The sequence below is a fragment of the Curtobacterium flaccumfaciens genome, from assembly GCF_004361695.1.
Taxonomy (GTDB): Bacteria; Actinomycetota; Actinomycetes; order Actinomycetales; family Microbacteriaceae; genus Curtobacterium; species Curtobacterium flaccumfaciens_B.
In genome coordinates this window covers 1-24,253 of the sequence record NZ_SNVW01000003.1, presented here as the reverse complement: position 1 = coordinate 24,253, position 24,253 = coordinate 1, and the positions used below count along the sequence as shown (strand labels likewise).

Genomic DNA, 24,253 nt, shown 5'->3' with positions numbered 1-24,253 from the left:
TCAGCCCTTCACTCCGCCGGCGGTGAGGCCGGCCACGATGCGCCGCTGGAACACGAGCACGAGGATCACGAGCGGGATCGTCACGATCGTCCCGGCCGCCATCACGGCGGTGTACGGCTCCTGGTGCGGCTGCGAGCCGGCGAAGGACGCGATCGCGACGGTGACCGGCTGGGTGGCGTCGCTCGAGAGCTGGGACGAGATGAGGTACTCGTTCCAGGACGAGATGAACGCCAGGATCGCGGTGGTGAACACGGCGGGTGCGGCGAGCGGCATGATGATCCGCCGGAACGCCTGGACCCGGGTGCACCCGTCGATGCGTGCGGCCTCCTCGAGGTCCCACGGCATCTCGCGGAAGAAGCTCGCGAGCGTGTACACGGTGAGCGGCAGCACGAACGAGATGCTCGGCAGGATGAGCGCCTGGTACGAGCCCATCCAGCCGATGTCGGTGAACAGCTGGAACAGCGGGGAGATGAGCGCGACGCCCGGGAACATCGACGCGGCGAGGATCGCGCCGGCGATGAGGGACTTCCCCTTGAACTCCAGGCGGGCCAGGGCGTACGCCGCACTCGTGCCGACGAGCAGCGCGATGATCGTCACGACGCCACCGATGAGCAGGCTGTTCGCGAGCGCCCGTCCGAGGTGGTTGCCGAGCGACGTGGAGAACGCCGTCGCGTAGTTGTCGAGCGTCACGTGGGTCGGCCAGGGTGTGGCGTCGAACGTGAACCCGACGTCGCGGAAGCTCGTCACCACCATCCAGTAGAACGGCAGCAGGCACCAGACGGCGATGATCGTCGCCTGGATGCCGGTCCGGAACCTGGGTCCGGTGTGGCGTTGGACGCGTACCTGCGAACGGTCGACGGCGACGTCGCGGGAGCGCGCGGAGGACCGGGGTCGGTCGGCTGCGAGGGTCACTTGAGTTCACCCTTCTGCTGGGCTGCCTGCGTCTGCACGACGTTCGCGCCGAGGAACCGGACGAACAGGAACGCGACGACGAAGATCACCAGGAACGTGATGGTGGAGAGTGCCGACGCGGAGTTGAACCCCTGCCGGATCTGTTCGACCACGAGGATCGAGAGCGTGGTGGTGGCGTTGCCCGAACCACCGCCGCCGCCGGTGAGGATCGCGGGCAGGTCGTACATGCGCAGGGCGTCGAGCACGCGGAACAGGATCGCGACCATGAGCGCGGGCTTGAGGAGCGGCAGGGTGATGAGCATGAAGCGCTGGATCGTGGAGGCGCCGTCCATCTTGCCGGCCTCGTAGACCTCCTCCGGGATGAGCTGCAGTCCCGCGAGGATGAGCAGCGCCATGAACGGCGTGGTCTTCCAGGTGTCGGCGATGATGACCGCCCAGCGGGACGCCCACTCGCCGCTCGTCCAGAGGATCTGCTGGCCGAGCACGTGGTTGAGGACGCCGTTCGCGTCGAAGATGAAGTACCAGAGCTTCGCGGTGACGGCGGTCGGGATCGCCCACGGCACGAGGATCGCGGCACGGACGAGCGCGCGGCCCTTGAAGTTGCGGTTCATGATGATCGCCATCCAGACGCCGATGAGCGTCTCGGCGAGCACGGTCACGACCGTGAAGAAGAACGTGTTGCCCATCGACACCCAGAACTGCGAGCCGATGCTGCCGGGCGGGCAGGTGGTGTTGCCGCACTGCTGGCCGAGCCAGTGCACGTAGTTCGTGAGTCCGGCGAAGCCGCCCTCGACGAACAGGCCGGTCGCCTTGTCGAGTCCGGCGTCGAGCTGGAACGACTGGATGATCGCGCTGACCACCGGGTAGCCGATGACGACGGCGAGGAGCACGATCGTCGGGCCGATGAGGTACACGGCCCAGCGGCCGTGTTCGGCGTTGAGTCCGCCCTTGCGCCGGGGTTGCTTCGGCTCCAGGCCCTGGGGGTTCGGGATGGCGGCGGGGATCTCGGTTGCTGCTGACACGTGACGGCCTCCTTGCCGGGGGTGTCGGAACGCAAGTGGATGGCGGACTGGAGGCGCGGTGCGGGATGGCACCGCGCCTTCAGTCCGGCAGGTGGTGACGGCTAACTGCCGCTGCTGGTGGCCGTCTTGAGGGCCGCCTGCATGTCCTTCATGGCTTCGTCGACGCTCTTCGAACCCTTGAGGGCCGCGTAGGTGTTGTCCTGGATCGCCTTCGTCACGGCCGGGTAGAACGGCGTGACGGGGCGCGGCTCAGCCGACTCGATCGACTTGAGCAGCGTCGGCAGGTAGGGCAGCTTCGCGGTGAGCTCGGAGTCGGTGTAGAGGTCCCCGACGACCGGGGCGAGCGAGCCCTGGGTGGCGAAGAACTTCTGCGTCTCGTTGGACTCGAGGAACTCCAGGAAGTCGTGCGCTGTCGCCTTGTGCTTCGAGTACACGCTGATCGCCGCGTTGTGGCCACCGAGCGTCGACGCGCCGGTGCCGTCGGCGCCGGGGATCGGGGCGATGCCGAAGGTGTCCTTCACCTTCGACGAGCCGTCGGTCTTCGCGAGGCTGTACACGTACGGCCAGTTGCGCAGGAACAGCAGCTTGCCGTCCTCGAACGCCGTGCGGCCCTGCTCCTCCTGGTAGGTGATCGCCTCGGCCGGGATGTTCCCGTCCTTGAACGCGTCGACCAGGTTCTGCAGGCCGGCCTTGGCGTCGCTCGTGTCGACGTCCGGCGTGCCGCTCTTGCTCAGCACGGAGCCGCCCGAGCCGTTGATCGCCTCGGAGGCGTTCACGGTGAGGCCCTCGTACTTCGCGAACTGTCCGGCGTAGCAGCCGATGCCGGCCTGCTTCGCGATGTCGCAGTCCTTCATCATGTCGGCCCACGTGGTCGGGGGCGTCTTGACGAGGTCCTTGCGGTAGTACAGCAGCGCGCCGTCGGAGGTCTGCGGCGCCGCGTACAGCGTGTTGTTGTACGTCGCCGTCTTCACCGTCGCCGGCAGCAGCTTCGAGGTGTCGATCTTCATCTTGCCGGTCAGCGGGGTGAGCCAGCCCTTCGCGGCGAACTCGGCGGTCCAGACGACGTCGACGTCCACGACGTCGTAGTTCTCGTCCTTGGCCTGGAAGTGCTGCACGAGGTCGTCGTGCTGCTGGTCGGCCTGGTCGGACTGCTCCTTGAAGGTGACCTTCTCGTCCGGGTGGGCCTTGTTCCACTTGGCGATGAGCGGGCGGACGACGTTCGAGTTGTCCTTGCCCTGCACGTACGTGATCGGGCCGCGGCTGTCCTGCCCGTTCTTGGAGTCGTCCGAGGCCGAGCTGCCGCTCGAGCAGCCGGTGAGCACGAGGCCGATGACGGCGACCCCGGCGACCGAGGCGAAGCGCACCCTGGCGCGAGTTGTCTTCAAGGTTGTCTCCTCATCGAGATCACCAGGGGGCGCCGATCGGGTGCGACGACGCGGCCTGGAGCAGGCGACGCTGCCCGCTGGAGGAGGAACGTACGCCCGCTCCCGGCGTTCCGCAACCGGTTGCATCAACTCCGTGACCTGAGCGTGACCTCGGGAGTTCCGGTGACTTCCTGGGTGAGCGCTCACATGCCGCTGCGGACGTCGACGCCTGGGCGTGCGGGGTTCCGCACGTTCACCGCCAGTGGGCGCGGTGCCCGTTGTCGGTCGTCGGTACCCGCACCTACCGTCCAGCCATGGCCATCACCAGCACCGCTCGTCCCGTCCCCGCGCCCCGCCGCGTGATCGACGTCGACCTCGACGCGCCGCTCCCCCGCCTCGTCGCGGACGAGACCGGTTCGTCCGCACTGGTGATCGGCTACCGGGGCGGCCACCCGACCGGCACGCTCGACGTCCTGCTCACCGACGACCCCGCGGACGCGACCCGCGCGCTCGGGACACTCCGCGAGACCGTGCTCGCCGACCTCGAACCGGTGGCCGACGACCGTCTGCCGGTGATCTCCGTCGTCGTGTCGACCATCGTCGACCGGGTCGAGGACCTCGGACGACTGCTCGACGTCCTCGAACACCTCGACTACCCCGACCACGAGGTCATCGTCGTCGACAACCGGGTCCGGGTGCCGGCGGACGACCGGCTGCCGGCGCTGCTGGCCGGCCGCGACGTCCGGCTCGTCACCGAGCGGCGACCGGGCCTGTCCGCCGGTCGGAACGCCGGGGTCCTGGCCGCTCGCGGCGAGGTCGTCGCGTTCACCGACGACGACGTCCGCGTCGACCCGCAGTGGCTCCGCGCCCTCGGGGCACGGTTCGTCCGCGAACCCGGACTCGACGCCGTCTCCGGCGTGATCCTGCCGACCGAGCTCTCGACGCCGGCGCAGATCTGGTACGAGGCCTACTACGGCGGGTTCAGCGGCGAGCGCACCTTCGCCCCCGTCACGATCGTCCCCGACGACGTCACCGGCACGATGCGGCACGCGCGGGTCCGGGCCGTCCGCCCCGACGGCTCGGTCGCGAAGCACTTCGCCGTGTACGGCATCGGGGCCTACGGCGCCGGTGCGAACATGGCCTTCCGACGCTCGGTGATCGACGCCGTCGGCGGGTTCGACACGACGCTCGGCGCCGGCTCCCCGGCGCGTGGGGGCGAGGACCTGGCGATGTTCGTCGAGACGCTGTGGCGCGGCGGACGCATCGGCTTCGAGCCCCGCGCCGTCGTGCACCACCGGCACCGCCGGAGCATCGAGGACCTCCACAAGCAGCTGCACGGCAACGGAGTCGGCTTCACCGCGCTCATGTGCGCGCTCGCGGCGAAGGACCGTCGCCACGTGGCGGTCCTGGCGCGACTCGTGCCGACGGCCGCGCTGGTGAAGGTCCGCGAGACCGTCGGTCGCCTGCGGACGGGGAGCGCCCCGGTCGCGACCCCGCAGTCCGACGTGCCGACGGTGCCGGACGCCGGCGTGCCGCGGTCGCTGGCGTACCACGAGCTCCGCGGGTTCCCCGCCGGGCCCGCGGCGTGGTTCCGGAGCCGTCGCCGGTGGCGCGACGTCGAGGCCGGCCGCTTCGACGCGCGCTGACCCCCACGCGGCTGACGGCTCTCCGAGCGTCGGCTGTGCGCGCTCCCTGCCCGTAGGATCGGTGCAGTGGCCCGTACCGGACGGGCCGAGGAGGACGCATGTCGCTGGGGCCCACACCCGTGCTCGACGCCGCCGCACCGCTGCTGCTCGTCACCACGGCGACGGCCGTCTGCGTGTGCGGTCACGCGCAGGACGCGCACGAGCACTACCGTCCCGGCACCGACTGCGCCCTCTGCGACTGCCCCAAGTACCGCCGCGGTCGCTGAGCGCAGGCACGACCTGCACGCACCGACCCGCACGCACTGACCGCCCCCCGCCGCCCCGCGCGCGGACCCCTGCGGGAAACCGCCGCTTCCCCGCACCCGGTCGGGGCCGCCTTGTCGGCCTCCGAGCGGCCCTGTTCACTCGGAGCATGGCCAACTCCCCCGCGGCGCTCGCGTGCATCGTCCTCGCCCACGAGGACCCCCAGCACGTCCGCCGACTCGTCGAGGCGCTCGACCCGTTCCCGGTGTTCCTGCACGTCGACGCCCGGACGCCGGAGACCGTCCACCGCGCGATGACGGAGGGGCTGCCGGACCGCGTCCGGCTCCTCCCGCGGCTGCGGACCGGATGGGCCAAGTGGGAGAACGTCGCCGCCGAGGTCTCCGGCTACCGCGCGGCACTCGCCGAGACCGGGGCGTCCCACGTGGCGGTGCTCACCGGCAGCGACTACCCGCTCGCGAACCCCACCGAGATCACGGCGCTGCTCGAGGCCCACCGCGACCAGACGTTCCTCATCCCGCACCCGCTCCCGCACGCCGCCTGGGGTGCCAGCGGCGGTGTCGCCCGCATGCGGTACCCGCACTGGGCCTGGCGGAAGCACATGCTGCGGCTGCCGATCCCGCGCCGCATCCCGCGCGACGTCGTCCTCACCGGCGGGTCCCAGCTCAAGGTCCTCAGCGCGAAGCACGCCGCCGCGGTCGTCGACGTCGTGGACACCCGTCCCGACCTCGTCCGCTTCTGGCGTCGCACCTGGATCGCGGACGAGTCCTTCGTGCCGACGGTCCTGAACTCGCCGGCGCTCGTCGAGGGCTTCGCCGAGGAGCACGTCGAGCACACCCTGTGGTTCATCGGCTGGGACGGCTCGAAGATGAAGAGCCCGCCGTGGCTCCGCATCGCGCACGCCGGACGCCTGCTCGAACGGTGGACCACGGACCCGACCGCCATCCCGCACCTCTTCGCCCGCAAGTTCTCGACGGCGACGAGCTCGGACCTGCTCGACCTGGTCGACCAGGCGTTCGAGCTCCGGCCGCACGCGCACACCCCGGAGGTCGGCGTCTCGTGACCGTTCCCCAGACCCGCCGCGAGGCCCGGCACGCCGCCGAGGCCGCCGCCGCGACCGCGAGTGCTGCGACCGCCAGCACCGACGCCACCGCAGCGGTGGAGGCCGGCGAGGCCGCCGCCGCGGTCGAGGCAGCCGCCCACACCGTGCCGGACACCGGCAGCACCGCCGTGCAGAAGGGCGCCTCGGTCCTGTTCGGGCGCGGCCTGCTGTACGTCGTCGTCTGGTCGATGCAGCTCGTCGTCAGCTCGCTCATCTCCCCCGTCCTGGCGCACCTCATGCCGCTGACGGAGTTCGGCCTGCTCGCGTCCGCGATCGCCCTGTACCAGGCGCTCGTCGTGCTCGCCGTCGCCGGACTCGACCAGGCGTCGGTCCTGCAGCGCGCCGAGGACGGCGACGACCGGAAGGCCCGCGGCCTCATCGCGGTCGGCATCGTCCTCGCCGCCGTCGTCACCGCCGTCGCCCTCGCCACGATCCCGCTCTGGGGCGACGCGGCCGGCTTCGTCGGCGAGCACCCGATCCTGCTCGTCGCCGTGCTCTGGATCTTCCCCGCCGCCGTCGTCCAGCTGTCCCTCGCGATCCTCGTCGCGCAGGACCGCATCCGCGTCTTCGCGGTCACGAGCCTGCTGTCCTCGGTGGGCGGCTCGATCATCGGCCTCGGCCTGCTGACGTTCGTGCACGCCGACGCCACCACGTACGCGTGGGGCGGCGTGTTCGCACAGGCCGCGGCGATGGTCATCGGCTTCGCGGCGACGCGCCCCCGGCTCGCCGGCCTGTTCGACCGCCGCACCGCCGTCCGCGCGTTCAAGCTCGGGATCCCGATCGCGCTCGGCAACCTGTCCTACTTCGTGCTGAACGCCGGCGACCGCATCATCGTGCAGCGGATGCTCGGCCCGGACGAGGTCGCCCGCTACCAGATCGCCTACGTCGTCGGGTCCGCCGTGATCCTCCTGCTGACGTTCACGAACCAGGCCTGGGCACCGCACTTCGCGGCTCTCCGTGACGCCGTCGCCCGACGCCGCCTCGCCCTGCACGCCCGCGACCAGCTGTACCTGCTGCTCGCCCCCGTGCTGCTCGCCGTGACCCTGGTCTCCCCGGTCGCGCTGCCGATCCTCGCCCCCGCCTCGTACCGGGTCCACGAGCTCACCGTGGTGGTCTTCGTGGTGGCGCTCACGGCGTTCCCGGTCATCGCGAGCGGTGCCACCGGTCGGCTCCTGCTCGTCGAGCGTCGCGGGGTCGCCGTCGGTGTGATCGCCGCGATCGCCGGTGCCGTGAACATCGGTGCGAACATCCTGCTCGTCCCCCTGCTCGGCATCCTCGGCGCCGCGGTCTCCACGGTGTTCGCCTACGCGGTGCTCGCCGCCCTGCAGCAGCGCTCGCTGCCGGACCACCGCGAGTGGCGCGGCCCACGGGCCCGCACCGTCCTCGTCCTCGTGGCCGTCGTGCTCGTGGCCGGCGCCTCGGTGTTGGTCCCGCAGGACACGGTGTGGAACGTCGTCCGGATCGTCGGCGTCGTCGGCTGCCTGCCCTGGTTCGTCCGCCGGCTCCGGATCGCCCGGGGAGGCACGGCGTGACCCGGCAGACACAACACCGCGGGCTCCGGATCGGCGTCGTCACGAACGACCTCGCCCTCACCGGGGGCGTCGAGCGCTGCGTCCTCGAGGACACCCGCGAACTCCTCCGCGCCGGCCACGAGGTCGAGGTCTGGCACGGGGAACCGTCTCGGCGAACGGACACGACTCGACCCACGGACGCACCGCTGCCCGCGGGCACGACGCGGCCCGTCGAGACGCGGCCCGTCGAGACGTCGCCCGGCAGCGCCGAGTACGACCGGCTCGCCGTCCCCCTGCACCAGACCGGCGACCGCGCGTTCGGCGTCGGCAGCGCGCTGCGCGACGCCACCCGGTTCGTCCGTGACGGACTCCGCCTGCGCGGGTCGCACCTCGACGTGATCTGGCTCAACCGCCCGGAGCACCTGCCCTGGGGGCGCGTCGCCTCCGTGGTGTCGGGCGTCCCGCTCGTCGTGCACCTGCACCACGCGCCGAACTACCGCCGCCTCGGTGCGATCGCCGGCGGCCGGACGCACTACCTCGCGGTCTCCCACGCGATGGCGCGTGCCTGGGCCGCCGTCGGCATCCCCGCCGACCGGATCACCGTCGTCCCGAACGGCGTCGACACCGCGCTCTTCCCCGCGGCGTCACCGGCCACGACCCAGCGCGCACGCCGCACCCTCGGGCTCGACGACGACGCCCGCGTCGTCCTGTACTACGGGCGCCTCTCCCACTCCAAGGGGGTGTTCGCCCTGCTCGACGCGTGGCGGATCGTCCTCGAGCAGGACGCCGAACGCGAGCACGCCGCCGCGCTCCTCCGAGCCGTCCACACCCGCACCCCAGCGCTCACGCCCGCACGCGGGCCGGTCGACGCGGACCCGGCGGCCGACACACGACGCCCCCCGGTGCTCGTCCTGGCCGGTGCGGTCGCACCGGCCGACGCCGAGGAGCTCCGCCGCGCCGTGGCAGCGCTCCCCGCCGGCTCCGTGGTGGTCCTCCCCGAGCGCGACGACGTCATCCCGCTCCTGCACGCCGCCGACATGGTCGTCGCCCCCTCCATCGAACCGGAGGGCTTCGGCCGGGTCGTCGTCGAGGCGATGTCGACCGGACGACCGGTCGTGGCCGCCGCCGGCGGCGGCACCGGCGAGATCCTCTCCGGCGAGTGGGCGTCGTCCACCGTCGACCCGACGGACGCCGACGCGCTGGCCACCACGGTGCTCGACACGCTCGACCGTCTCGACCACGACCCCTCCCTCGGCGACCGGTGCCGCGCCTGGGTGCGCGACCGCTACGGCCGCGGGCCGCACGTCAGCGGTCTCGTCCGCGCCCTGCTCGAGCACGCACGCCGCTAGCCGGCACCGTCGGTCCGTCCGTCCGTCCGTCCGTCCGTCCGTCCGTCCGTCCGTCCGTCCGTCTGTCTGTCTCATCGGTCCGGATCCGCCATCCGCGCGGACGGATGCGGCCCGCCGGCGCCGATCCGGCGGATCGCCCGGACCGGACGCGCGCGCGTCACCCGGCGATCGCCGTGCGGTGACGCCACGACGGACGGGAGGCGCGGTGCCAGCTGGCACCGCGCCTCCCGTCCGTCAGGGGGGTCGTCCACCGCCGGCCCGGCTCGATCAGCCCGTGTACGCCCGCATCTCGGCCAGCCCGGCGTTCCGGGTGCTGGCCGACACCCCGGTGACCGTGAACCGGACCCAGGTGACGTTCCGCGAGGCGAACGTCACGGTCGTCGGCGTCGCGTCGTTCGGGAGGGTCCCAACCTGCACCTGGCTGCCGTCGGAGAACGTCAGCGTCCCGCTCGTCACCTGGTCGTCGGTGTTCGGACGGTCGGAGAGGACGATGCGGCCCAGGGACTTCGCGGACGTCCAGTCGAGCTGCAGCCAGACGCCGGTCGTGCCCCACGGGGCCACCCACTCGGCCGAGGGGTTCGCGGGGTAGCCGCTGACGACGCCGTCGATCGCCTTCGCGGCGGTCTGCCCGGTGGAGGGGTCGTCCCAGGCCGCGGTGGCCGTCGCCGATCCGGTGACGTCGGTCCCACCCGGTGTCGGCGTCGGCGTCGGGGTCGGCGTGGGCGTCGGGGTCGGGGTCGGCGTGGGCGTCGGCGTCGGCGTCGGCGTCGGCGTGGGGGTGGACGTCCCCGGCGCGAACGCCCGGATCTCCGCCAGTCCGACGTTCCGTGTCGTCGAGCTCACACCGGTCACGGTGAGCCGCACCGAGGTGACCTGCCGTGACGAGAACGCCACGCGGGTGAACGCGCCGCCGTTGTCGAGCGACGGCACGGCGACGGTGGTGCCGTCGGAGAACGTGAGCGTTCCGGCGGTGATCCGGTCGTCGGCGTTCGGCCGATCGGCGAGGTCGATCGCGCCGAGCGTGACCGGGCTCGACCAGGTGAGTTGGAGCCACGAGCCGGTCCCGCCGCCGCGGGTCGCCCACTCGGCGGTCGGCGCGTCGGGGTAGCCGCTGGCCACGCCGTCGACGGCCTTCACCGCGGTCTGCCCGTCAGCCGGGTTCTCGCTGCTCGCGGTGACGGCCGCACCGGAGGTGACGTCCGCACCCACCGTGCCGCTCCCGGTTCCGGGATCGGTCGGCTGCTGCGGCCCGACGGTGTACTCGCGGCTGAGCCACGAGCCCTCGGGGCGCGACGAGCACGACGCGACGGACGCGCACGTCTCGGCGTCGTGGGCGGCGTAGACGAAGAACGTGTTGCCCTTCGCCTGGGTCTGCGCGGCGGTGAGGTTCGACGGGCGGTCCGCGATCGGGTACCCCATGTAGCCGGTCAGCGTGCTCGCCGAGGTGAGCTGCTGCTGCGCCGCCTGGGTCAGGTAGGCGACCGTGTGGTGGTCGCTGTGGTCCCCGTCGCCGTAGGTGCCGACGTGGTCGAGCGTGTGCACGGCCTGCGGGGCGTACCCGTTCATCAGCGCGAGCAGCGTCGCCTTGAGCTGCGCGAGGGTGTACGTGGTGGCGTAGTTCGCGCCCGACACGGTGTTCATGCTCGTGATCGAGCCCTGGTACAGCTTCTGCAGGCTCTGGTACCGCGTGGCGGCGAACCCGGACCCGTCGATGTTGCCGTCCGGCAGCTGCAGGTACACCAGGCTCAGCCGCGGCGCCGCCGTGAGCGTCCGGGTGACCACGGTCTTGCCACCGGCGCTGACCGACGACGAGGTCCAGGCGTTCGTCACGCCGGCGAGGTTCGCGTACGCGGCCTCGAGGCCGGTCTGCCGGCCCTTCCAGTACGTGGCGTTCTTGCCGGCGTCGCCCGCGGTGACGATCACCGAGCGGACGCACTGGCCCGATGAGATGTCCTTCCGGAGCTCGGTCCCCTCGAACAGCAGGTCGTCGTCGGCGTGCGCGACCACCGTCAGGACCTTGCCGGCGCTGCAGTCGGCCGTGGTCGCCGCCCCCGCACTCGACTGGGCGAGGAGGCTCGGTGCGGACACCGTCCCGCCCATGACGACCGCTGCCGCGACCGCGAGTGCCACCCGCCAACGTCGTCGGAGGGTGGAACTCGGGGTCGGGGTGTCTCGCTGCATGTCGTTCTTCTTGTGCGTGGGTGTGCGGGTGGTGGTCGACGCGGGAGGATCCGCGTCAGGGTGCTGCGACGGGCAGCTGCACGGGCGCCGGAGCCGGCGCCGGAGCCCGGACGACGACGGTGCCGAACACGCGTCCGACGCCGTAGCCGAGGACGGTGGAGACGGCGGAGGTCACGATCGCCAGGGCGCGCAGTCCCCCGCCGCGGCCGATGGCGCCGAGCTCGCGGAGCACCGCGCCGGGGAGCACGCGGGTGAGGTACGTCGACTCGCTGGAGAGCGAGTCGCGGGCCCCGACCCGACGGCTGAGGACGGCCTTCGAGATGCCCTCGTAGTAGCTCCGTCGCCGCAGGTACCGCATCGTCACGCGGTCCGGGGACACCCGGTGCGAGACGTTCGAGCGCGGCTCGAAGCGGATCCGGGCGCCGGGACGGATCCGGGCGATGCGGATGCACAGCTCGGTCTCCTCGCAGCCGAGCGGGTGGTTGCCGACCCGACCGATGCCGGACCGGAACCCGCCGGCGGCGAGGACGACGTCACGGTGGAACGCCATGCTCGAGCCGATCACGTTCCGGACGTCGGCGGACTCGGTGGGCAGGCCGGCGTAGCTGCAGCCGACGATCCAGAGGAGCTCGTCGGGGTACGGGCCGGCGCCGGTCGCGGTCGGCCACGACGGGGTCGCACGGCCGCCGACGCCGACGACGTCGGGTTCCTCGAGCGCGTCGACGAGGTGCACGAGCCAGTCCGGGTCGGCGGTGGCGTCGTCGTCGAGGAACGCGACGACGTCGGCGTCCGTCAGGGCCACACCGGTGTTGCGGGCGCCGGAGAGCCCACGGTCCTCGGCGTTCTCCACGACCCGGAGCTCCGGCCACCGCGCCGCGGCACGGCGGAACAGCTCGGGTTCGTGGTCGATCACGACGATCACCTCGGTCGCGGCCGGCTGGCGCTTCGCCGACTCGACCGAGTCCTGCAGGTCGCCCCAGCGCTGCTGCGTGTACGCGCAGATGACGACGGCGACCGTCGGGAGGCTCACGCCGCTTCCTCGTCCATCGCCGGGACGGCGGCCGGGACGACGAGGCCCTGGACCGGGGTCGGCATGAGGCGCATGCGGGCCTTCGCCTCGCGGGCGCGGCGACGCTCGTGCATGATCGACTTCAGGACGCGGATGCCGTCGCTGACCGCGTTGAGGTTGCTGGTGCCGTGCACGCGGAGCTTCTCGTGGCTCGGCACCTCGGTGATCGCGAACTCCGCGGCGGACCAGCGGCAGGTCAGGATGGTCTCGATCTCGAACCCGTCGCCCCATCGCATCGAACCGTCCGACGGCTGCGGGAGCGTCGAGGACAGCAGGCCGATCGTCGGCAGGGTGTCCGCCCAGAAGGCGTTGTACCCGTAGCAGAGGTCGGTGTACTTCGCGCGGAGCAGCAGGTTCGAGACCATGTTGAGCCCCTTGTTGCCGAGGCCACGGATGATCGTGATGTCGTCGCTGCCGCCGCCGGGTGCGTACCGCGAGCCCTTGGCGACGTCCGCACCGTCGACGAGTGCCTGCACGAAGCGCGGGATCTCGGCGGCGTCCGCGGAGCAGTCCGCGTCGAACATGACGACGACGTCGCCGGTGACGGCCTCGAAGCCGCAGGCGAGCGCGTTGCCCTTGCCCTTGCGGGTCTGCTGCACGACCTTGATCGTCGGCATCAGGCGCTGCGCCGTCGCGATGGTGTCGTCCACCGAGTTGCCGTCGACGAGGATGACCTCGTACACGGGCGGGAGCATCGGGAGGATGATCTCGAGGTTTCGGGCCTCGTTCCTCGCGGGGATGACGACCGAGACGCGGGGGTCTCGGGGCCGGGCTGTGCTGGCGGACATGGTGCTCCTGTCGGGTTCAGGCTGCATGCGGGAGTGGTCTCGTGGTGGCCCCGGCGCTGGGTGGGCGACGGAACGGGGGAACACCGTTCGCTGGGCTGTGACCACCATCGTCCGGGGGACGAAGCTGGTCAATGCGGTCGGCCACTGGTTGCGGACCCCCCACCGGGGATACGGGAACCCGCAAGCCGCACCGCACGGGTGTGTCGGGGTGTCGGACGGACTGGAGGCGCGTGGCGGGGTCGCCACGCGCCTCCAGGGAGCCCTGTGGTCGGGTCAGGAACCCGGTCGGTCCGTCGTGAAGGCGGTCCGGAGGGCGGCGGCCAGCTCGGCCACGTGGGGTTCGCGGAGCAGCGAGCTGTGCTCGCTCTCGATCCGCACGGTCGCGGTCGTCCCGCGGAGCACGTCGCCCCAGCCGTCGACGTCGGGGTTGCCGTCCGCGAGCACGAACGTGGCGGCCCCGGCGTAGGGCGTGGGCGTGTGGCGGCGCGTGACGATGCTCGCCTGGTCGAAGAGCGCGTCGAAGTCCTTCTGCCCGCCGTAGCGGAGCACACCGGCGCCGTACGCGCGGACCCGCTTCGCGAACTCCTCGCCGACGGGGACGCCGGCCGGCAGGATCCGCTTGGCCATCCGGTCGAGGCCGTGCTTGACGGCTCGGAGCGCGGGGTTCCGGATCGGGGTCGGCTCCATCCGGCCGAAGTGCAGCTGCGCCTGTTCGGCGCTGCTCCGCGGCAGGTAGGTGTCGAGGATCGCGACGTGTTCGACGTGTTCGCCGCCCTCGGTCAGGAGCTTCGCGACCTCGAGTGCGACGAGGCCCCCGAGGGAGTGCCCGACGAGCAGGTACGGGCCGCGGGGCTGCACGATCCGCATGAGCTCGACCGTGCGCCGCGCCGTCCGCTGGATGCTCCAGTCCGGGACGGCCCGTCGCTCGAGGCCGTGCTGCTGGAACGCGTACACGTCGTGCTCCGGCAGGTAGCGGGAGAGCGGCAGGAACGTCAGGCCGAGGGCACCGGCACCGCTCAGGCAGAACACCGGCGGTCGTCCGGGTTGCCGCGCCTCGGAGACCTTCACCACGTCGGGGTGGCTCGGGAGCGACTTCGCGCCGACCCGCACCCGGCGGGCGAAGGCGCGCAGGGTGGGCTGTTCGAGGAGCTCGGAGGCACGGAGGTCCACGCCGAGCCGAGCCTGCACGATCGCGAGCATCTCCTCGGCCGACAGCGAGTCGCCGCCGAGCGCCGTGAAGTCCTCGTCGAGGTGCACGCCGCGGAGTCCGAGCACCTCGGCCCAGATCTGCCCGACGACGAGCTCCCACTGGTCGTACTCGCCCTCGACCATCTCGACCTCGAGCGACGGGGCGCCCGGCAGCTTCGCCCGGTCCACCTTGCCGCGCTCGTTGCGGGGCAGCTCGGGCATCGGGACGATCGCCGCCGGCACCATGTACTCGGGCAGTCGTTCGCGCAGTGCACGCCGCAGCGCCGCGGGCGCCGGGGTGCGTCGACCGGGACGGCCGACGACGTAGGCGACGAGCCGGGTGACGGCGGGCGGTTCGACGAGCGCGGTCACGACGACGTCGTGCACGTCCTCGACGGCGCGGAGCGCTGCCTCCACCTCGCTCGGTTCCACGAGGTAGCCGCGCACCTTCACGGCGTCGTCGTCGCGACCGAGCAGGACGAGGCAGCCGTCCGCCTCGAGGCGTGCGAGGTCGCCCTGCCGCCAGAGCGGCGTGCCGTCCTCGTCGACGCCGAGGTGCTCCTGCGTCTTCTCGGGCGCACCCCAGTAGCCGGCGGTCATGCCGTCGGAGACGACGACGAGCTGGCCGGTCTCCCCCGCGGCGGCGGCGGATCCGTCCTCGCGGAGGACGCGGGCGGTCTTGCCCGGAGGCGTGTACCCGGCGGGCACCACGCCCGTCGGGACGTCGTCGTCGGGTCCGACGGGGAAGTACGAGACCGCACCCATCTCGCTCGACCCGAAGCCGTTCCACAGCACCGTCCGGTCGCCGAGGACCGGGCGGGCCGCGTGCACGTCGGTGCCGGTGATCGGCTCACCGACCGTCATCACGAAGCGGAGGCGTGCGAGTGCCGGGTGCCGCACGTCGTCGCGCGCGGTCCGACGCGGGTCCACCGTCGCCAGGCCGTGGTCGCTCACCGTCGAGACGATCGACCGCAGGAGGTGCGGGGTGCACACGACGGCCGTGACGTGCTCGGTGTCCATGCCCTCGAGGAGCCGTTCGGTGCCGAGGTCACGGGCGTCCAGCAGGACCGCCGCGGCACCGCTGAGCATGCTGTCGAGCGTGGTCAGGATGCCGGCGGCGAAGGAGAGGGGCAGGACGACGCCGACCAGGTCGCCGGGGCGGTAGGCGGCGCTCACGGCGCTCTGCTCGACGTTCCGGAGGAGCTGCCGGTGCGTCATCGCGACGCCCTTCGGCAGGCCGGTCGACCCCGAGGTGAAGACGATCGCCGCCGGGTCGGCGCCGCCGGGGCGTCGTGTCGCGGTGGCGCTGTCAGCCGCCGTGCCGGCGTTCGTCGGTGTGCCGGCGTTCGTCGGCGTGGTCGTGGCCGTGGCCGCGTCCGTGTCCGTGTCCGTCGCCGCGTCGATCAGGGTGTCGAGGTGGTGGACGGTGCCGGCGGTGCCGGCCGTGCGCATGACGGCCGCCGCGAGGTCCGTCCGCGCCGCGTCGGCGAGGACCTCGGTGATCCCCGCCAGCGACACCACGTGCTGCAGGCGAGCCTCCGGCAGGTGGTCGTCGAGCACGACGACCGTGCGGCCCGCGGCGAAGAGCGCGAGCATGCCGACCACGGTCTCCGTGGTGTGCCCGGCCATGATCCCCACCGGGACGGACGCGCCGGTCCGCTCGGGTCCGACCCCGGCGCCCGACCGGTCGTCGGGGCGGAGCACCTCGCCGAGCACGCGGGCGAGCGAGCGGACCGTCCGGTCCGTCTCGCGGAAGGTCCGTGCGGTCCCGGCTCCGGCGAGCGCCGGGGCCTCCGGCACCGCGGCGACGACCCGTGCCCAGCGATCGACGACCGAGTCGTCGTCGGCGGGCGGGATCACCGGTTCGGTCGTCCGGTGGTGCACTGTCGGGCCTGTCTGCATCGGGACTCCCCTGGGTCGTGCGTGCCGGCGGCGCGCGTTTTCGAGGACCGTACGCGGAGGGACCGCGTGCGATCGAGGCCGGTGTGGCCGGGGTGCGGGGAAGCTGCGGTTTGGCGCATCCTCGCGATCTGCTGTGCTGCGGCGATGACGCTGCTACTGGTCCGCTGAGCGTTGCCGGACGCGGACCGTCCGTCGTGAGCGCCCGTAGCGGACGACTCCGCGGCCGACGGACCAGAGCTCGATCCACCGCATCCGCCCGACCTCGCGGAGGAACGCGGCGTCGTCGAGGGGCGCGTCGGCCACCGGTGCGGGTGCGGTGTCCACTGGCGCGGTCTCGGTGGCGGAGCCGACGACGAGGTGGCGGACGGCCCGCGGGGCGCGCTGCAGCGCCATGCCGAGGGTGCGCGGCCGCAGCGCGATCTTGGTGAGCCACGCGCCGAGGCCCGTGCCGTAGCCGCGCGCCTGGACCCGGAGCGCCTCGAGGTCCGCGCGGTGCCGGTGCCAGACGAGCGCCGCGGGCTCCACGGCGAGGGCACCGCCGGAGAGCACCACGCGGGAGAACATGTCGATGTCCTCGCCCCCGCCGGTGACGGTCCCGACGCCGAGGGCCTCGTCGAAGCCCCCGAGCTCGAGGATGGCCGAGCGGCGCATGGCGAAGTTCGCCCCGGTGCCGTAGTCGCCGACGGCGAACGGGAAGAGCGGGCGGTCGGCGGGCGGAGCCGAGAGCCGGTGCATGCGGGGGACGAGGTTCCGTGACCACGTCACGCGCTCGTCGAACCAGCGCTGCGTGGGCGTGCGGAGTTCCCCGCTCGCGACGAGCCCGCTGACGCACAGGACGTCGTCGCCGCGGGAGAACCCGGACGCCACGGCACGGAGCCACGACCGGTCGACCACGACGTCGTCGTCGGTGAACGCCACGATGCCGTGGTGTGCTGCGCGCACGCCGGCGTTGCGGGCGCTCGAGAGGCCGGGGACGGGTTCGCGGACGTACCGCACCCGCGGGTCGGTCAGGGCGGCGACCAGCTCGCGGGTGGCGTCGTCGGACGGGGCGTTGTCGACGATGACGACCTCGAAGTCCGGGTGGTCCAGGGCGAGCAGCGAGTCGAGGGCTCCGCGGAGCTGGTCGGCGCGGTCGCGGGTGCACAGGACGACGCTCGTGCTCGGCAGCCGGACCGGCACCGGCGGCTGCGGCACCGGCGGGAGCGCGGCGACCGCGGCACGGAGGGCGTCGACCGCGACGGTCTCGCCCGTCACCGGCAGGTCGACGAAGCCGAGGGGCGCGACGCCGTCACGCACGAGGAGCCGGGCCGCTCGGTGTCCGGCAGCGTCGCGCAGGCCGATCGTGCCCGCGTCGTCGCCGGGGACGTCCGCGAGGTCGATCGCGCCGACCCAGACGGCACCGCTCCAGGTCGGGGCCTCGGTGCTCGACATGGGTCGTTCGAGCACCACGCGGGGCGTGCGTGAGCGCGGGATGGTGTCGGTCATGGGGAGAGCCTGTCTCGTGTCGGGGACGTGCACGGGCGGGGCCGGCGACTCCACCGTCGCCGGGGACGCGGCGGGCGTCAACGAGCATCGGGAACGGTGCGGTTTCGCCCGCACGGGGGCTCCGACGCGTGCGTGAACCCGCAATGCCGCAGGGCCTCCGCACTTCCCGGGGGACGGCCTCCCGCGGCCCCGACCGCCGCGGCTATCGTCCGGAACATCCGCAGGCCGCCGCCACTGTTCGGCCCCGACCCGAAGGGACGCTCGATGCGTCAGCCGATCGCGGTGGTCGTACCTTGACCGCCACCACGACCCCCACCAGGATGTCGCTCCGCCACGGTTCCCGTGCGCTGCCGACGTCGCCGCTGCCGTCCCTCGTCGCCGCGGGACTCGGCTTCGCCGGTGCCGCCCTCATCGCGGCCGACGCGTCCGGCCCGCTCCGGACGGTCGTCGTCCTCGTCGCGCTCCTGGTCGTGCCCGGCCTGCCCGTCGTCCGGCTCCTCGGTCTCCGTGAACCGATCGGTCGCGCCGCGCTCGTCGTCGCCGCCAGTGCCGCGATCGACGCGGCCGTCGGCCTCGCGATGCTGTGGACGCAGCAGTGGGTCCCGCTGCCCGCCGCCGGCCTCCTGCTGCTCGTCGCCGGGTGGGTGTCGCTCGGCCAGGGCGTCCAGACCGCCCGCGTCGGACGGCGTCCGGTCCGGGTGCGGGCGGTCCTGCCGACCGCGGTGCTCGTCCGCACCGTCGCCGCGTCGGGTGTGCTCGTCACCGGCCTCGCGCTCTGGGCGGTCGGGGTCGCGCAGACCGACTCGACGGCCCTCGGCGAGTGGGGGCTGCTGACCGCCCTGCCCGCGATCTGGTGGGCGGGTGCCGGCATGGTGTTCGTCGTGGCCCTCGTCACGCTGGTCGACCGTCGCCACCACGTGGTCATCCGCGCGGTGTCGTCGGGTCTGCTCGTGCTCGTCATGTACGGCACGACGAACCTGGTCGCCGCGGAGCCGCGTCCGCCGTGGGTGTTCAAGCACATCGCGGTGACGGCGTACATCCTGCAGCACGGCTCGGTCGACCCCTCGATCGACATCTACAACCGGTGGCCGGGCTTCTTCGGGTTCAGCGCGTTCCTCGGCGCCGCGACCGGTCACCTCGACGCAGCCGACCCGGTGCGCTGGACCGAGCTCGCGTTCGCCCTCGCCGGCGGCGCACTCGTCCTCGGCATCGCCCGGGCGCTCGGTGCGACCGGCCGCTGGGCGGTCGTCGCCGCGGTCCTGTTCAGCGCGGCGAACTGGGTCGGGCAGGACTACTACTCCCCCCAGGCCTTCGCCTTCTTCCTGTTCCTCGCGGCCGTCCTGGTCGCGCTGACCGTCCTGCGCGGCACGCCGAACGCGGTCGGCCGGTGGGCCGCGACGGTGACCGGCAGGGTGTTCCGCGCACGCCGGGGTCCCGTCGCCGCCACGATCGCGCCGCGCACCCGCACGGCGGTCGTCTCGGCCGCGGTCCTCGTCGTCCTGATGCAGTTCGTGATCACCGCGTCGCACCAGCTCACGCCGTTCGTCGTCATCGCCGCGTTCGTGCCGCTGCTCGTCCTCGGCTTCCTGCGGCCCTGGTGGCTGGCGGTCCCGCTGACGCTGCTGCCGCTGCTGTACCTCGTCCCGAACCTGGACTACATCCAGGAGCACTTCGGGCTCATCACCGGCTTCGACCCGGTGAGCAACGTGACCGCCGCCTCGACCTCGATCGCGATCCCGTCGATCGCCACGACCCTGCAGAGCCGGGCCGTCCTGGCGATCACGGCACTCGTGGCCGTCTGCGCGCTCGTCGGTCTCGTGCGCATGGTCCGGGCCGGGCATGCACGGCGTGCGCTCGTCATCCTGTGGCTCGCGGCGTGCCCGATCGTGCTCGTGCTCGGGCAGAGCTACGGCGGTGAGGCGAAGTTCCGCGTCATCCTGTTCTCGGCGCCGTTCCTCGCGATCGCCGCCGTGCACGCGTTCCACGGACGCCGTCTCCGCCTCGCGGCCATGGCCCTCGTGCTGACCGTCACCACCGGACTCTTCGTCGGGGCGACCTTCCAGACCGAGCAGGCGAACCAGACGGCTCCGTCCGACGTCGCCGCGGCCCGCTGGCTCGACGGCCGGTTCGCCGCCGACGACAGCCTCACCACGGTGGGCAGCTTCCCGTCGATCATCGGCGGGAACTACGAGAACTACCTCCGGCACTGGGGCCAGGTCGACTCGCTGCAGAGCGAGGCCGCGTGGTTCCCGAAGGGGATGACCGCGAAGGACCTCACCGGCGTGCTGCAGGACCGCGACTTCGGCGGCGACGCCTGGCTCGTGTTCTCCGCGACCCAGCGCGCGGACGCGGTCACCCGGGGCACCCTCACCGCGGAGCAGATCGACGCCATCGAGCGGTCCGTGGCCGCCGAGTCGACGCTCCGGTACGACCGCGACGGTGTCCGGATCTACGAGGTGAACGATGCAGCATGAGCCGGGGGCGCGCCACCGGATGACGACCCGACGGTCGTTCATCCGGAGCGGCGCGACCATCGCCGGCGTCCTCGGGGTGGCGGCCGTCGCCGGGACCGCGTCGGTGGTGCTCCCCATGCGCTCCGGCGGGTCGAACGCGCGGGCCGAGGCGATGCCGACGGGTGCCCTCGAGTCCGCCGGCACCCGGTGGGTCCCCTACCTCGCGCAGGACTTCGACCTCGACGCCGGACTCGGCGAGCTGCTCGCCGTCTACCCGCGGATGGCGGAGTACAGCGGCATGCGGGACACCTCGGGCAAGGGCCTCTACGCGCCGGACCAGGTGGTCTCCGTGCACGATTCGGTGCTCGACTTCCACCTGCGGAGCAGCGGGTCGCAGCCCCTCGTCGCCACGGTGCTGCCGGCTGGCTACCGCGCGTACACGCACCAGCGGGTGTCGATCCGCTACCGCGCGGACGAAGTACCCGGCTACAAGTTCGTGATGATCCTCTGGCCGCTGTCCGGCGACTGGAACGAGGGCGAGATCGACTGGCCCGAGGGCGACCTGTCCGGTGACGTCCGGCCGGTGTCGGCCATCCCCGGTAGCTACGACCCCGACACCGAGGCGATGACGTTCCTGCCGGAGGACCCGCCGGTCGTCCCGGGCGGGCAGACGGACTGGCACGTCGCGACCGTGGAGTGGACCGCCGACGCCGTGCGCTTCTTCTGGGACGACGAGCTGCTCGACACGGTCACCGGCGCGGTCCCGACCACCCCGATGCGGGTCACCCTGCAGGCGGAGACGATCATCCACGACGACGAGGTCCCGACGAACGCGTCCGGGCACGTGCAGGTCGACTGGGTCGTGGCGTACCGGCAGAGCCGCGCGCGTTCCTGATCCGGATCGGCGGCGCTGGTCCTGATCGGCGCCGTCGGCGTGTCGTGCTGGGCCCGACTGCGACGGAAGTGAACGAGAACGAGGCTGGAAACGGAACAAGCCCCCGGGGATCCCGGGGGCTTGTTCTCTGAGTGCTGGGGTACCTGGACTCGAACCAAGAACGACGGTACCAGAAACCGCTGTGTTGCCAATTACACCATACCCCAAAGGCCCGGAGGCCTTCGGTCCCGGTTGCCCGGGGCACGATCAACTACTGTACAGCATCCCGAGAGTCCGTGAGACCACCCACGAGGTCTCGGTGCACCGCGGCCGCCGTGACGGCTCCGTGACCGGCGGCGACGATGAGCTGCTCCGGCCCGGGCGGCGTCACGTCACCCACCGCGTACAGCCCGTCGACCGCGGTCCGGCCCGAGCGGTCGACGACCACCAGGCCCTCGGCGTCGCGCACGAGGTCGGCGTCGACCCAGTCGAGGTCGGCGGACCAGCGCGGGCGGACGAACCCGCCCGTGCGCGGCTCCACGTGCCCGTCTGCGAGGCGAACGCCCGTCATCCCGGACCGGTCCCCCTCGAGGTCGTCAACGCGCCGCTCGTCGACACGCACGCCCTCGGCGGCGAGCCGCGCCCGGCCCGCGTCGTCGAGCACGTCGGCACCGTTGGTGTACACGATGAGGTCGTCGGTCCACGCGGCGATGAAGAGGGCGCGGTCGACGACGTCGTCGGTCTCGCAGATGAACGCCAGCGGCTCACCGGCCTTCTCGTACGCATCGCACTCGACGCAGCTGTGCACGGCGGTGCCGTAGAACGCACGGAGCGTCGGCAGCGCGGGGAACTCCTCGCGCAGCCCGGTCGCGAGCACCACGGCCCGGGCGGATGCCTCGACCTCGGCCCCGCGCCAGGATCCGTGCACGAGCCAGCGGTCGCCGTCCGGGGTCACCCGGTCGACGACGGCCTGCACGACCGTCGCCTCGTCGTACCCCTCGACCTCTGCGCGCCCGAGCTTCCGGAGCTCGAGCGGCGAGACGCCGTCTCGCGTGAGGAACCCGTGCGACCGGAGCGTCGCCGCGTTCCTCGGCCGGTTCGAGTCGACGAGCAGGACCGTCCGCCGTGCCCGCACGAGGTTGAGCGCGGCGCTGAGGCCCGCCGGGCCGGCACCGATCACGACGACGTCGACCGTCAGCCGTGCACCGGCGTCCGGCGCTCCGGGGTCGGCAGTGGGAGCAGCGTCCACCGTGCGGTCCGTCAGCGGTCCGCGAGGCGGCGGAGGCGGGTGACGGTGGAGTCCTTCCCGAGGATCTCCATCGACTCGAACAGCGGCGGGCTGATGCGACGGCCGGAGACGGCCACACGCAGGGGCCCGAACGCCAGACGGGGCTTCAGGCCGAGACCGTCGATGAGTGCCTCGCGCAGCGCGCCCTCGATCGCCTCGGTCGTCCAGACGTCGAGCGGCTCGAGCGCCGTGATCGCTGCCCGGAGCACGTCGCCGGCATCGGCCTTCAGCGTCGCGAGCGCGTCGTCCTCGACCACGAGGTCGTCGTCGGCGGTGAACAGGAAGCCGAGCATCGCCGGTGCCTCGCCGAGGAGCTGCATGCGCTCCTGCACGAGCGGCGCCGCCTTCGTCAGGACGGCCTGCTGCTCCGGCGTGATCGGATCGGACACGAAGTCGGACAGGTACGGCACGAGCCGCCCGCGGAAGTCGTCGGCGTCGAGCAGCCGGATGTGGTCCCCGTTGATCGCCTCGGCCTTCTTGTGGTCGAAGCGGGCCGGGTTCGGGTTGACGTCGGTGACGTCGAACGCCGCGACCATCTCGGTGATCGAGAACACGTCGCGGTCGGGACCGATCGACCAGCCGAGGAGCGCGAGGTAGTTCACCAGGCCCTCGGGGATCATGCCGGCGGCACGGTGGTGGAACAGGTTCGACTCGGGGTCGCGCTTCGAGAGCTTCTTGTTGCCCTCGCCCATGACGTAGGGCAGGTGCCCGAAGACCGGGATGTACTCGGTGATCCCGACCTCGTACAGCGCCTCGTACAGGGCGATCTGCCGCGGCGTCGACGACAGCAGGTCCTCGCCGCGGAGCACGTGGGTGACCTGCATGAGGGCGTCGTCCACCGGGTTGGTGAACGTGTAGAGCGGCTTGCCGTTCGGGCGCACCACGACGAAGTCCGGGAACGTGCCCTGCTTGAACGTGATCTCGCCACGGACGAGGTCCTGGAAGCTCAGGTCACGGTCGGGCACTCGGAGCCGCAGCGCGGGCTCGCGCCCCTGGTCGCGGAAGGCCTGACGCTCCGCCTCGGTGAGGTCGCGCTCGTGGTTGTCGTAGCCCTGCTTCGGGTCACGGCCGGCGGCCCGGTTGCGGGCCTCCATCTCCTCGGGGGTGACGTACGACTCGTACACGTGCCCGGAGGCCTTGAGCTTCGCGATCACGTCCTCGTAGACGTCCGCGCGTTCGGACTGCCGGTACGGGCCGTGCGGTCCCCCGGCCTCCACGCCCTCGTCCCAGTCGAGCCGCAGCCAGCGCAGCGCGTCGAGGATCTGCTCGTACGACTCCTCGCTGTCACGAGCGGCGTCGGTGTCCTCGATGCGGAACACGAGCTTGCCCCCGGTGTGGCGCGCGTACGCCCAGTTGAACAGGGCGGTGCGGATGAGTCCGACGTGCGGCGTGCCCGTCGGGCTCGGGCAGAAGCGGACACGGACGTCGGAGCCGGAGGCGGTGGTGAATGGCGCAGTCATGACTCGTCGATCCTACCGGCCGTGCACCGGCCACCACGAGGCTGTGCAGAACCGCCTCGAGCACTCTGCTTGCGCCCCGAAACGCAGAAAACCCCTGACCACGGATGGTCAGGGGTTCCCTGGTGTTGCACGTTGAGTCCGGCGGCGTCCTACTCTCCCACAAGGTCCCCCTTGCAGTACCATCGGCGCTGAGAGGCTTAGCTTCCGGGTTCGGAATGTGACCGGGCGTTTCCCTCTCGCTATGACCACCGGAACACCTTCGACCCGAACGGATCCGAAAGCTGTCCCGGCTGACACCCCAAAGAATGCGGGTGTAGCGGTATTCAGTTTCATGTTCCCGATCGTCTGTCGGGAACCACAAAGTGGACGCGAGCCCCACACCCGAAAGTGTGGGAAAT

At 72.3% G+C, this 24,253-nt stretch carries 17 protein-coding genes, 1 tRNA gene and 1 rRNA gene; 7 read left to right on the top strand and 12 right to left on the bottom strand.

All coding sequences use genetic code 11. The features are described 5' to 3' along the window. From EDF64_RS04935 to EDF64_RS04925, 3 genes are all read right to left on the bottom strand, one after another. Complete coding sequence (locus tag EDF64_RS04935; protein WP_133518974.1) at positions 1-912, bottom strand: carbohydrate ABC transporter permease; 912 nt, start codon at positions 910-912, stop codon at positions 1-3. After that, positions 909-1,886, bottom strand: a complete 978-nt coding sequence (locus EDF64_RS04930; protein WP_243736277.1) for a carbohydrate ABC transporter permease — start codon at positions 1,884-1,886, stop codon at positions 909-911. Before EDF64_RS04930 ends, EDF64_RS04935 begins: the two co-directional genes overlap by 4 nt. 149 nt (positions 1,887-2,035) lie before the next feature. Next, the gene (locus tag EDF64_RS04925; RefSeq protein ID WP_133518972.1) at positions 2,036-3,319 is read right to left on the bottom strand and encodes an ABC transporter substrate-binding protein; all 1,284 of its coding nucleotides are present in this window, start codon (positions 3,317-3,319) and stop codon (positions 2,036-2,038) included. Positions 3,320-3,612: 293 nt separating this feature from the next. Between EDF64_RS04925 and EDF64_RS04920 the strand changes: the two genes are divergently transcribed. The 5 genes from EDF64_RS04920 to EDF64_RS04905 all read left to right on the top strand — a co-directional run bounded on the left by EDF64_RS04920 (position 3,613) and on the right by EDF64_RS04905 (position 9,167). Beyond that, entirely contained in the window at positions 3,613-4,944 is a 1,332-nt protein-coding gene (locus EDF64_RS04920) for a glycosyltransferase (RefSeq protein WP_133518971.1), read from the top strand. A 98-nt stretch (positions 4,945-5,042) separates the two neighbouring features. Beyond that, positions 5,043-5,210, top strand: a complete 168-nt coding sequence (locus tag EDF64_RS18095; protein ID WP_166645610.1) for a hypothetical protein — start codon at positions 5,043-5,045, stop codon at positions 5,208-5,210. A gap of 146 nt (positions 5,211-5,356) precedes the next feature. Next, positions 5,357-6,268 (top strand): beta-1,6-N-acetylglucosaminyltransferase, encoded by a 912-nt coding sequence (locus EDF64_RS04915; RefSeq protein WP_133518970.1) that lies wholly within the window; start codon positions 5,357-5,359, stop codon positions 6,266-6,268. Then, positions 6,265-7,839: a lipopolysaccharide biosynthesis protein gene (locus EDF64_RS04910; protein ID WP_133518969.1), complete on the top strand. Its 1,575-nt coding sequence runs from the start codon at positions 6,265-6,267 to the stop codon at positions 7,837-7,839. Before EDF64_RS04915 ends, EDF64_RS04910 begins: the two co-directional genes overlap by 4 nt. Then, positions 7,836-9,167 (top strand): glycosyltransferase family 4 protein, encoded by a 1,332-nt coding sequence (locus tag EDF64_RS04905; protein ID WP_166645609.1) that lies wholly within the window; start codon positions 7,836-7,838, stop codon positions 9,165-9,167. Before EDF64_RS04910 ends, EDF64_RS04905 begins: the two co-directional genes overlap by 4 nt. Before the next feature lie 267 nt (positions 9,168-9,434). Here EDF64_RS04905 and EDF64_RS04900 read toward each other — a convergent pair whose 3' ends face one another. The 5 genes from EDF64_RS04900 to EDF64_RS04880 all read right to left on the bottom strand — a co-directional run bounded on the left by EDF64_RS04900 (position 9,435) and on the right by EDF64_RS04880 (position 17,780). After that, positions 9,435-11,348, bottom strand: a complete 1,914-nt coding sequence (locus EDF64_RS04900) for a DUF7402 domain-containing protein (protein WP_133518967.1) — start codon at positions 11,346-11,348, stop codon at positions 9,435-9,437. Positions 11,349-11,403: 55 nt separating this feature from the next. After that, entirely contained in the window at positions 11,404-12,378 is a 975-nt protein-coding gene (locus tag EDF64_RS04895; protein WP_133518966.1) for a glycosyltransferase family 2 protein, read from the bottom strand. Then, positions 12,375-13,205: a glycosyltransferase family 2 protein gene (locus EDF64_RS04890; protein ID WP_133518965.1), complete on the bottom strand. Its 831-nt coding sequence runs from the start codon at positions 13,203-13,205 to the stop codon at positions 12,375-12,377. The genes EDF64_RS04895 and EDF64_RS04890 overlap by 4 nt, the downstream gene beginning before the upstream one ends. Positions 13,206-13,478: 273 nt before the next feature. Continuing rightward, positions 13,479-16,295 (bottom strand): non-ribosomal peptide synthetase, encoded by a 2,817-nt coding sequence (locus tag EDF64_RS04885; RefSeq protein ID WP_133518964.1) that lies wholly within the window; start codon positions 16,293-16,295, stop codon positions 13,479-13,481. 153 nt (positions 16,296-16,448) lie between these two features. Beyond that, on the bottom strand, positions 16,449-17,780 hold the full coding sequence (locus EDF64_RS04880) for a glycosyltransferase family 2 protein (RefSeq protein WP_208108838.1): 1,332 nt from the start codon (positions 17,778-17,780) through the stop codon (positions 16,449-16,451). Positions 17,781-18,073: 293 nt separating this feature from the next. Between EDF64_RS04880 and EDF64_RS04875 the strand changes: the two genes are divergently transcribed. Continuing rightward, a complete protein-coding gene (locus tag EDF64_RS04875; RefSeq protein WP_133518963.1) occupies positions 18,074-20,254 on the top strand; it encodes a hypothetical protein in 2,181 nt (726 codons plus the stop codon). Beyond that, the gene (locus tag EDF64_RS04870; RefSeq protein WP_133518962.1) at positions 20,244-21,128 is read left to right on the top strand and encodes a glycoside hydrolase family 16 protein; all 885 of its coding nucleotides are present in this window, start codon (positions 20,244-20,246) and stop codon (positions 21,126-21,128) included. The genes EDF64_RS04875 and EDF64_RS04870 overlap by 11 nt, the downstream gene beginning before the upstream one ends. Positions 21,129-21,262: 134 nt before the next feature. On the opposite strand, the gene EDF64_RS04865 is transcribed toward EDF64_RS04870, so the two are convergent. The 4 genes from EDF64_RS04865 to rrf all read right to left on the bottom strand — a co-directional run bounded on the left by EDF64_RS04865 (position 21,263) and on the right by rrf (position 24,108). Beyond that, positions 21,263-21,334 (bottom strand) — tRNA-Gln (locus tag EDF64_RS04865). Between the two features lie 44 nt (positions 21,335-21,378). Further along, complete coding sequence (locus EDF64_RS04860; RefSeq protein WP_243736258.1) at positions 21,379-22,356, bottom strand: NAD(P)/FAD-dependent oxidoreductase; 978 nt, start codon at positions 22,354-22,356, stop codon at positions 21,379-21,381. Between the two features lie 11 nt (positions 22,357-22,367). Continuing rightward, on the bottom strand, positions 22,368-23,855 hold the full coding sequence (gene gltX, locus EDF64_RS04855; RefSeq protein ID WP_133518961.1) for a glutamate--tRNA ligase: 1,488 nt from the start codon (positions 23,853-23,855) through the stop codon (positions 22,368-22,370). 136 nt (positions 23,856-23,991) lie between these two features. Further along, positions 23,992-24,108, bottom strand: a 5S ribosomal RNA gene (rrf, locus tag EDF64_RS04850). Positions 24,109-24,253 lie beyond the last annotated feature (145 nt).

Bases quoted from the DNA above. Each gene is read 5' to 3' on its own strand.
- EDF64_RS04920 (WP_133518971.1), top strand. From the start codon at position 3,613: ATGGCCATCACCAGCACCGCTCGTCCCGTCCCCGCGCCCCGCCGCGTG.
- EDF64_RS18095 (WP_166645610.1), top strand. From the start codon at position 5,043: ATGTCGCTGGGGCCCACACCCGTGCTCGACGCCGCCGCACCGCTGCTG.
- EDF64_RS04915 (WP_133518970.1), top strand. From the start codon at position 5,357: ATGGCCAACTCCCCCGCGGCGCTCGCGTGCATCGTCCTCGCCCACGAG.
- EDF64_RS04900 (WP_133518967.1), bottom strand. From the start codon at position 11,348: ATGCAGCGAGACACCCCGACCCCGAGTTCCACCCTCCGACGACGTTGG.
- EDF64_RS04890 (WP_133518965.1), bottom strand. From the start codon at position 13,205: ATGTCCGCCAGCACAGCCCGGCCCCGAGACCCCCGCGTCTCGGTCGTC.
- EDF64_RS04885 (WP_133518964.1), bottom strand. From the start codon at position 16,295: ATGCAGACAGGCCCGACAGTGCACCACCGGACGACCGAACCGGTGATC.
- EDF64_RS04880 (WP_208108838.1), bottom strand. From the start codon at position 17,780: ATGACCGACACCATCCCGCGCTCACGCACGCCCCGCGTGGTGCTCGAA.
- EDF64_RS04870 (WP_133518962.1), top strand. From the start codon at position 20,244: ATGCAGCATGAGCCGGGGGCGCGCCACCGGATGACGACCCGACGGTCG.
- gltX (WP_133518961.1), bottom strand. From the start codon at position 23,855: ATGACTGCGCCATTCACCACCGCCTCCGGCTCCGACGTCCGTGTCCGC.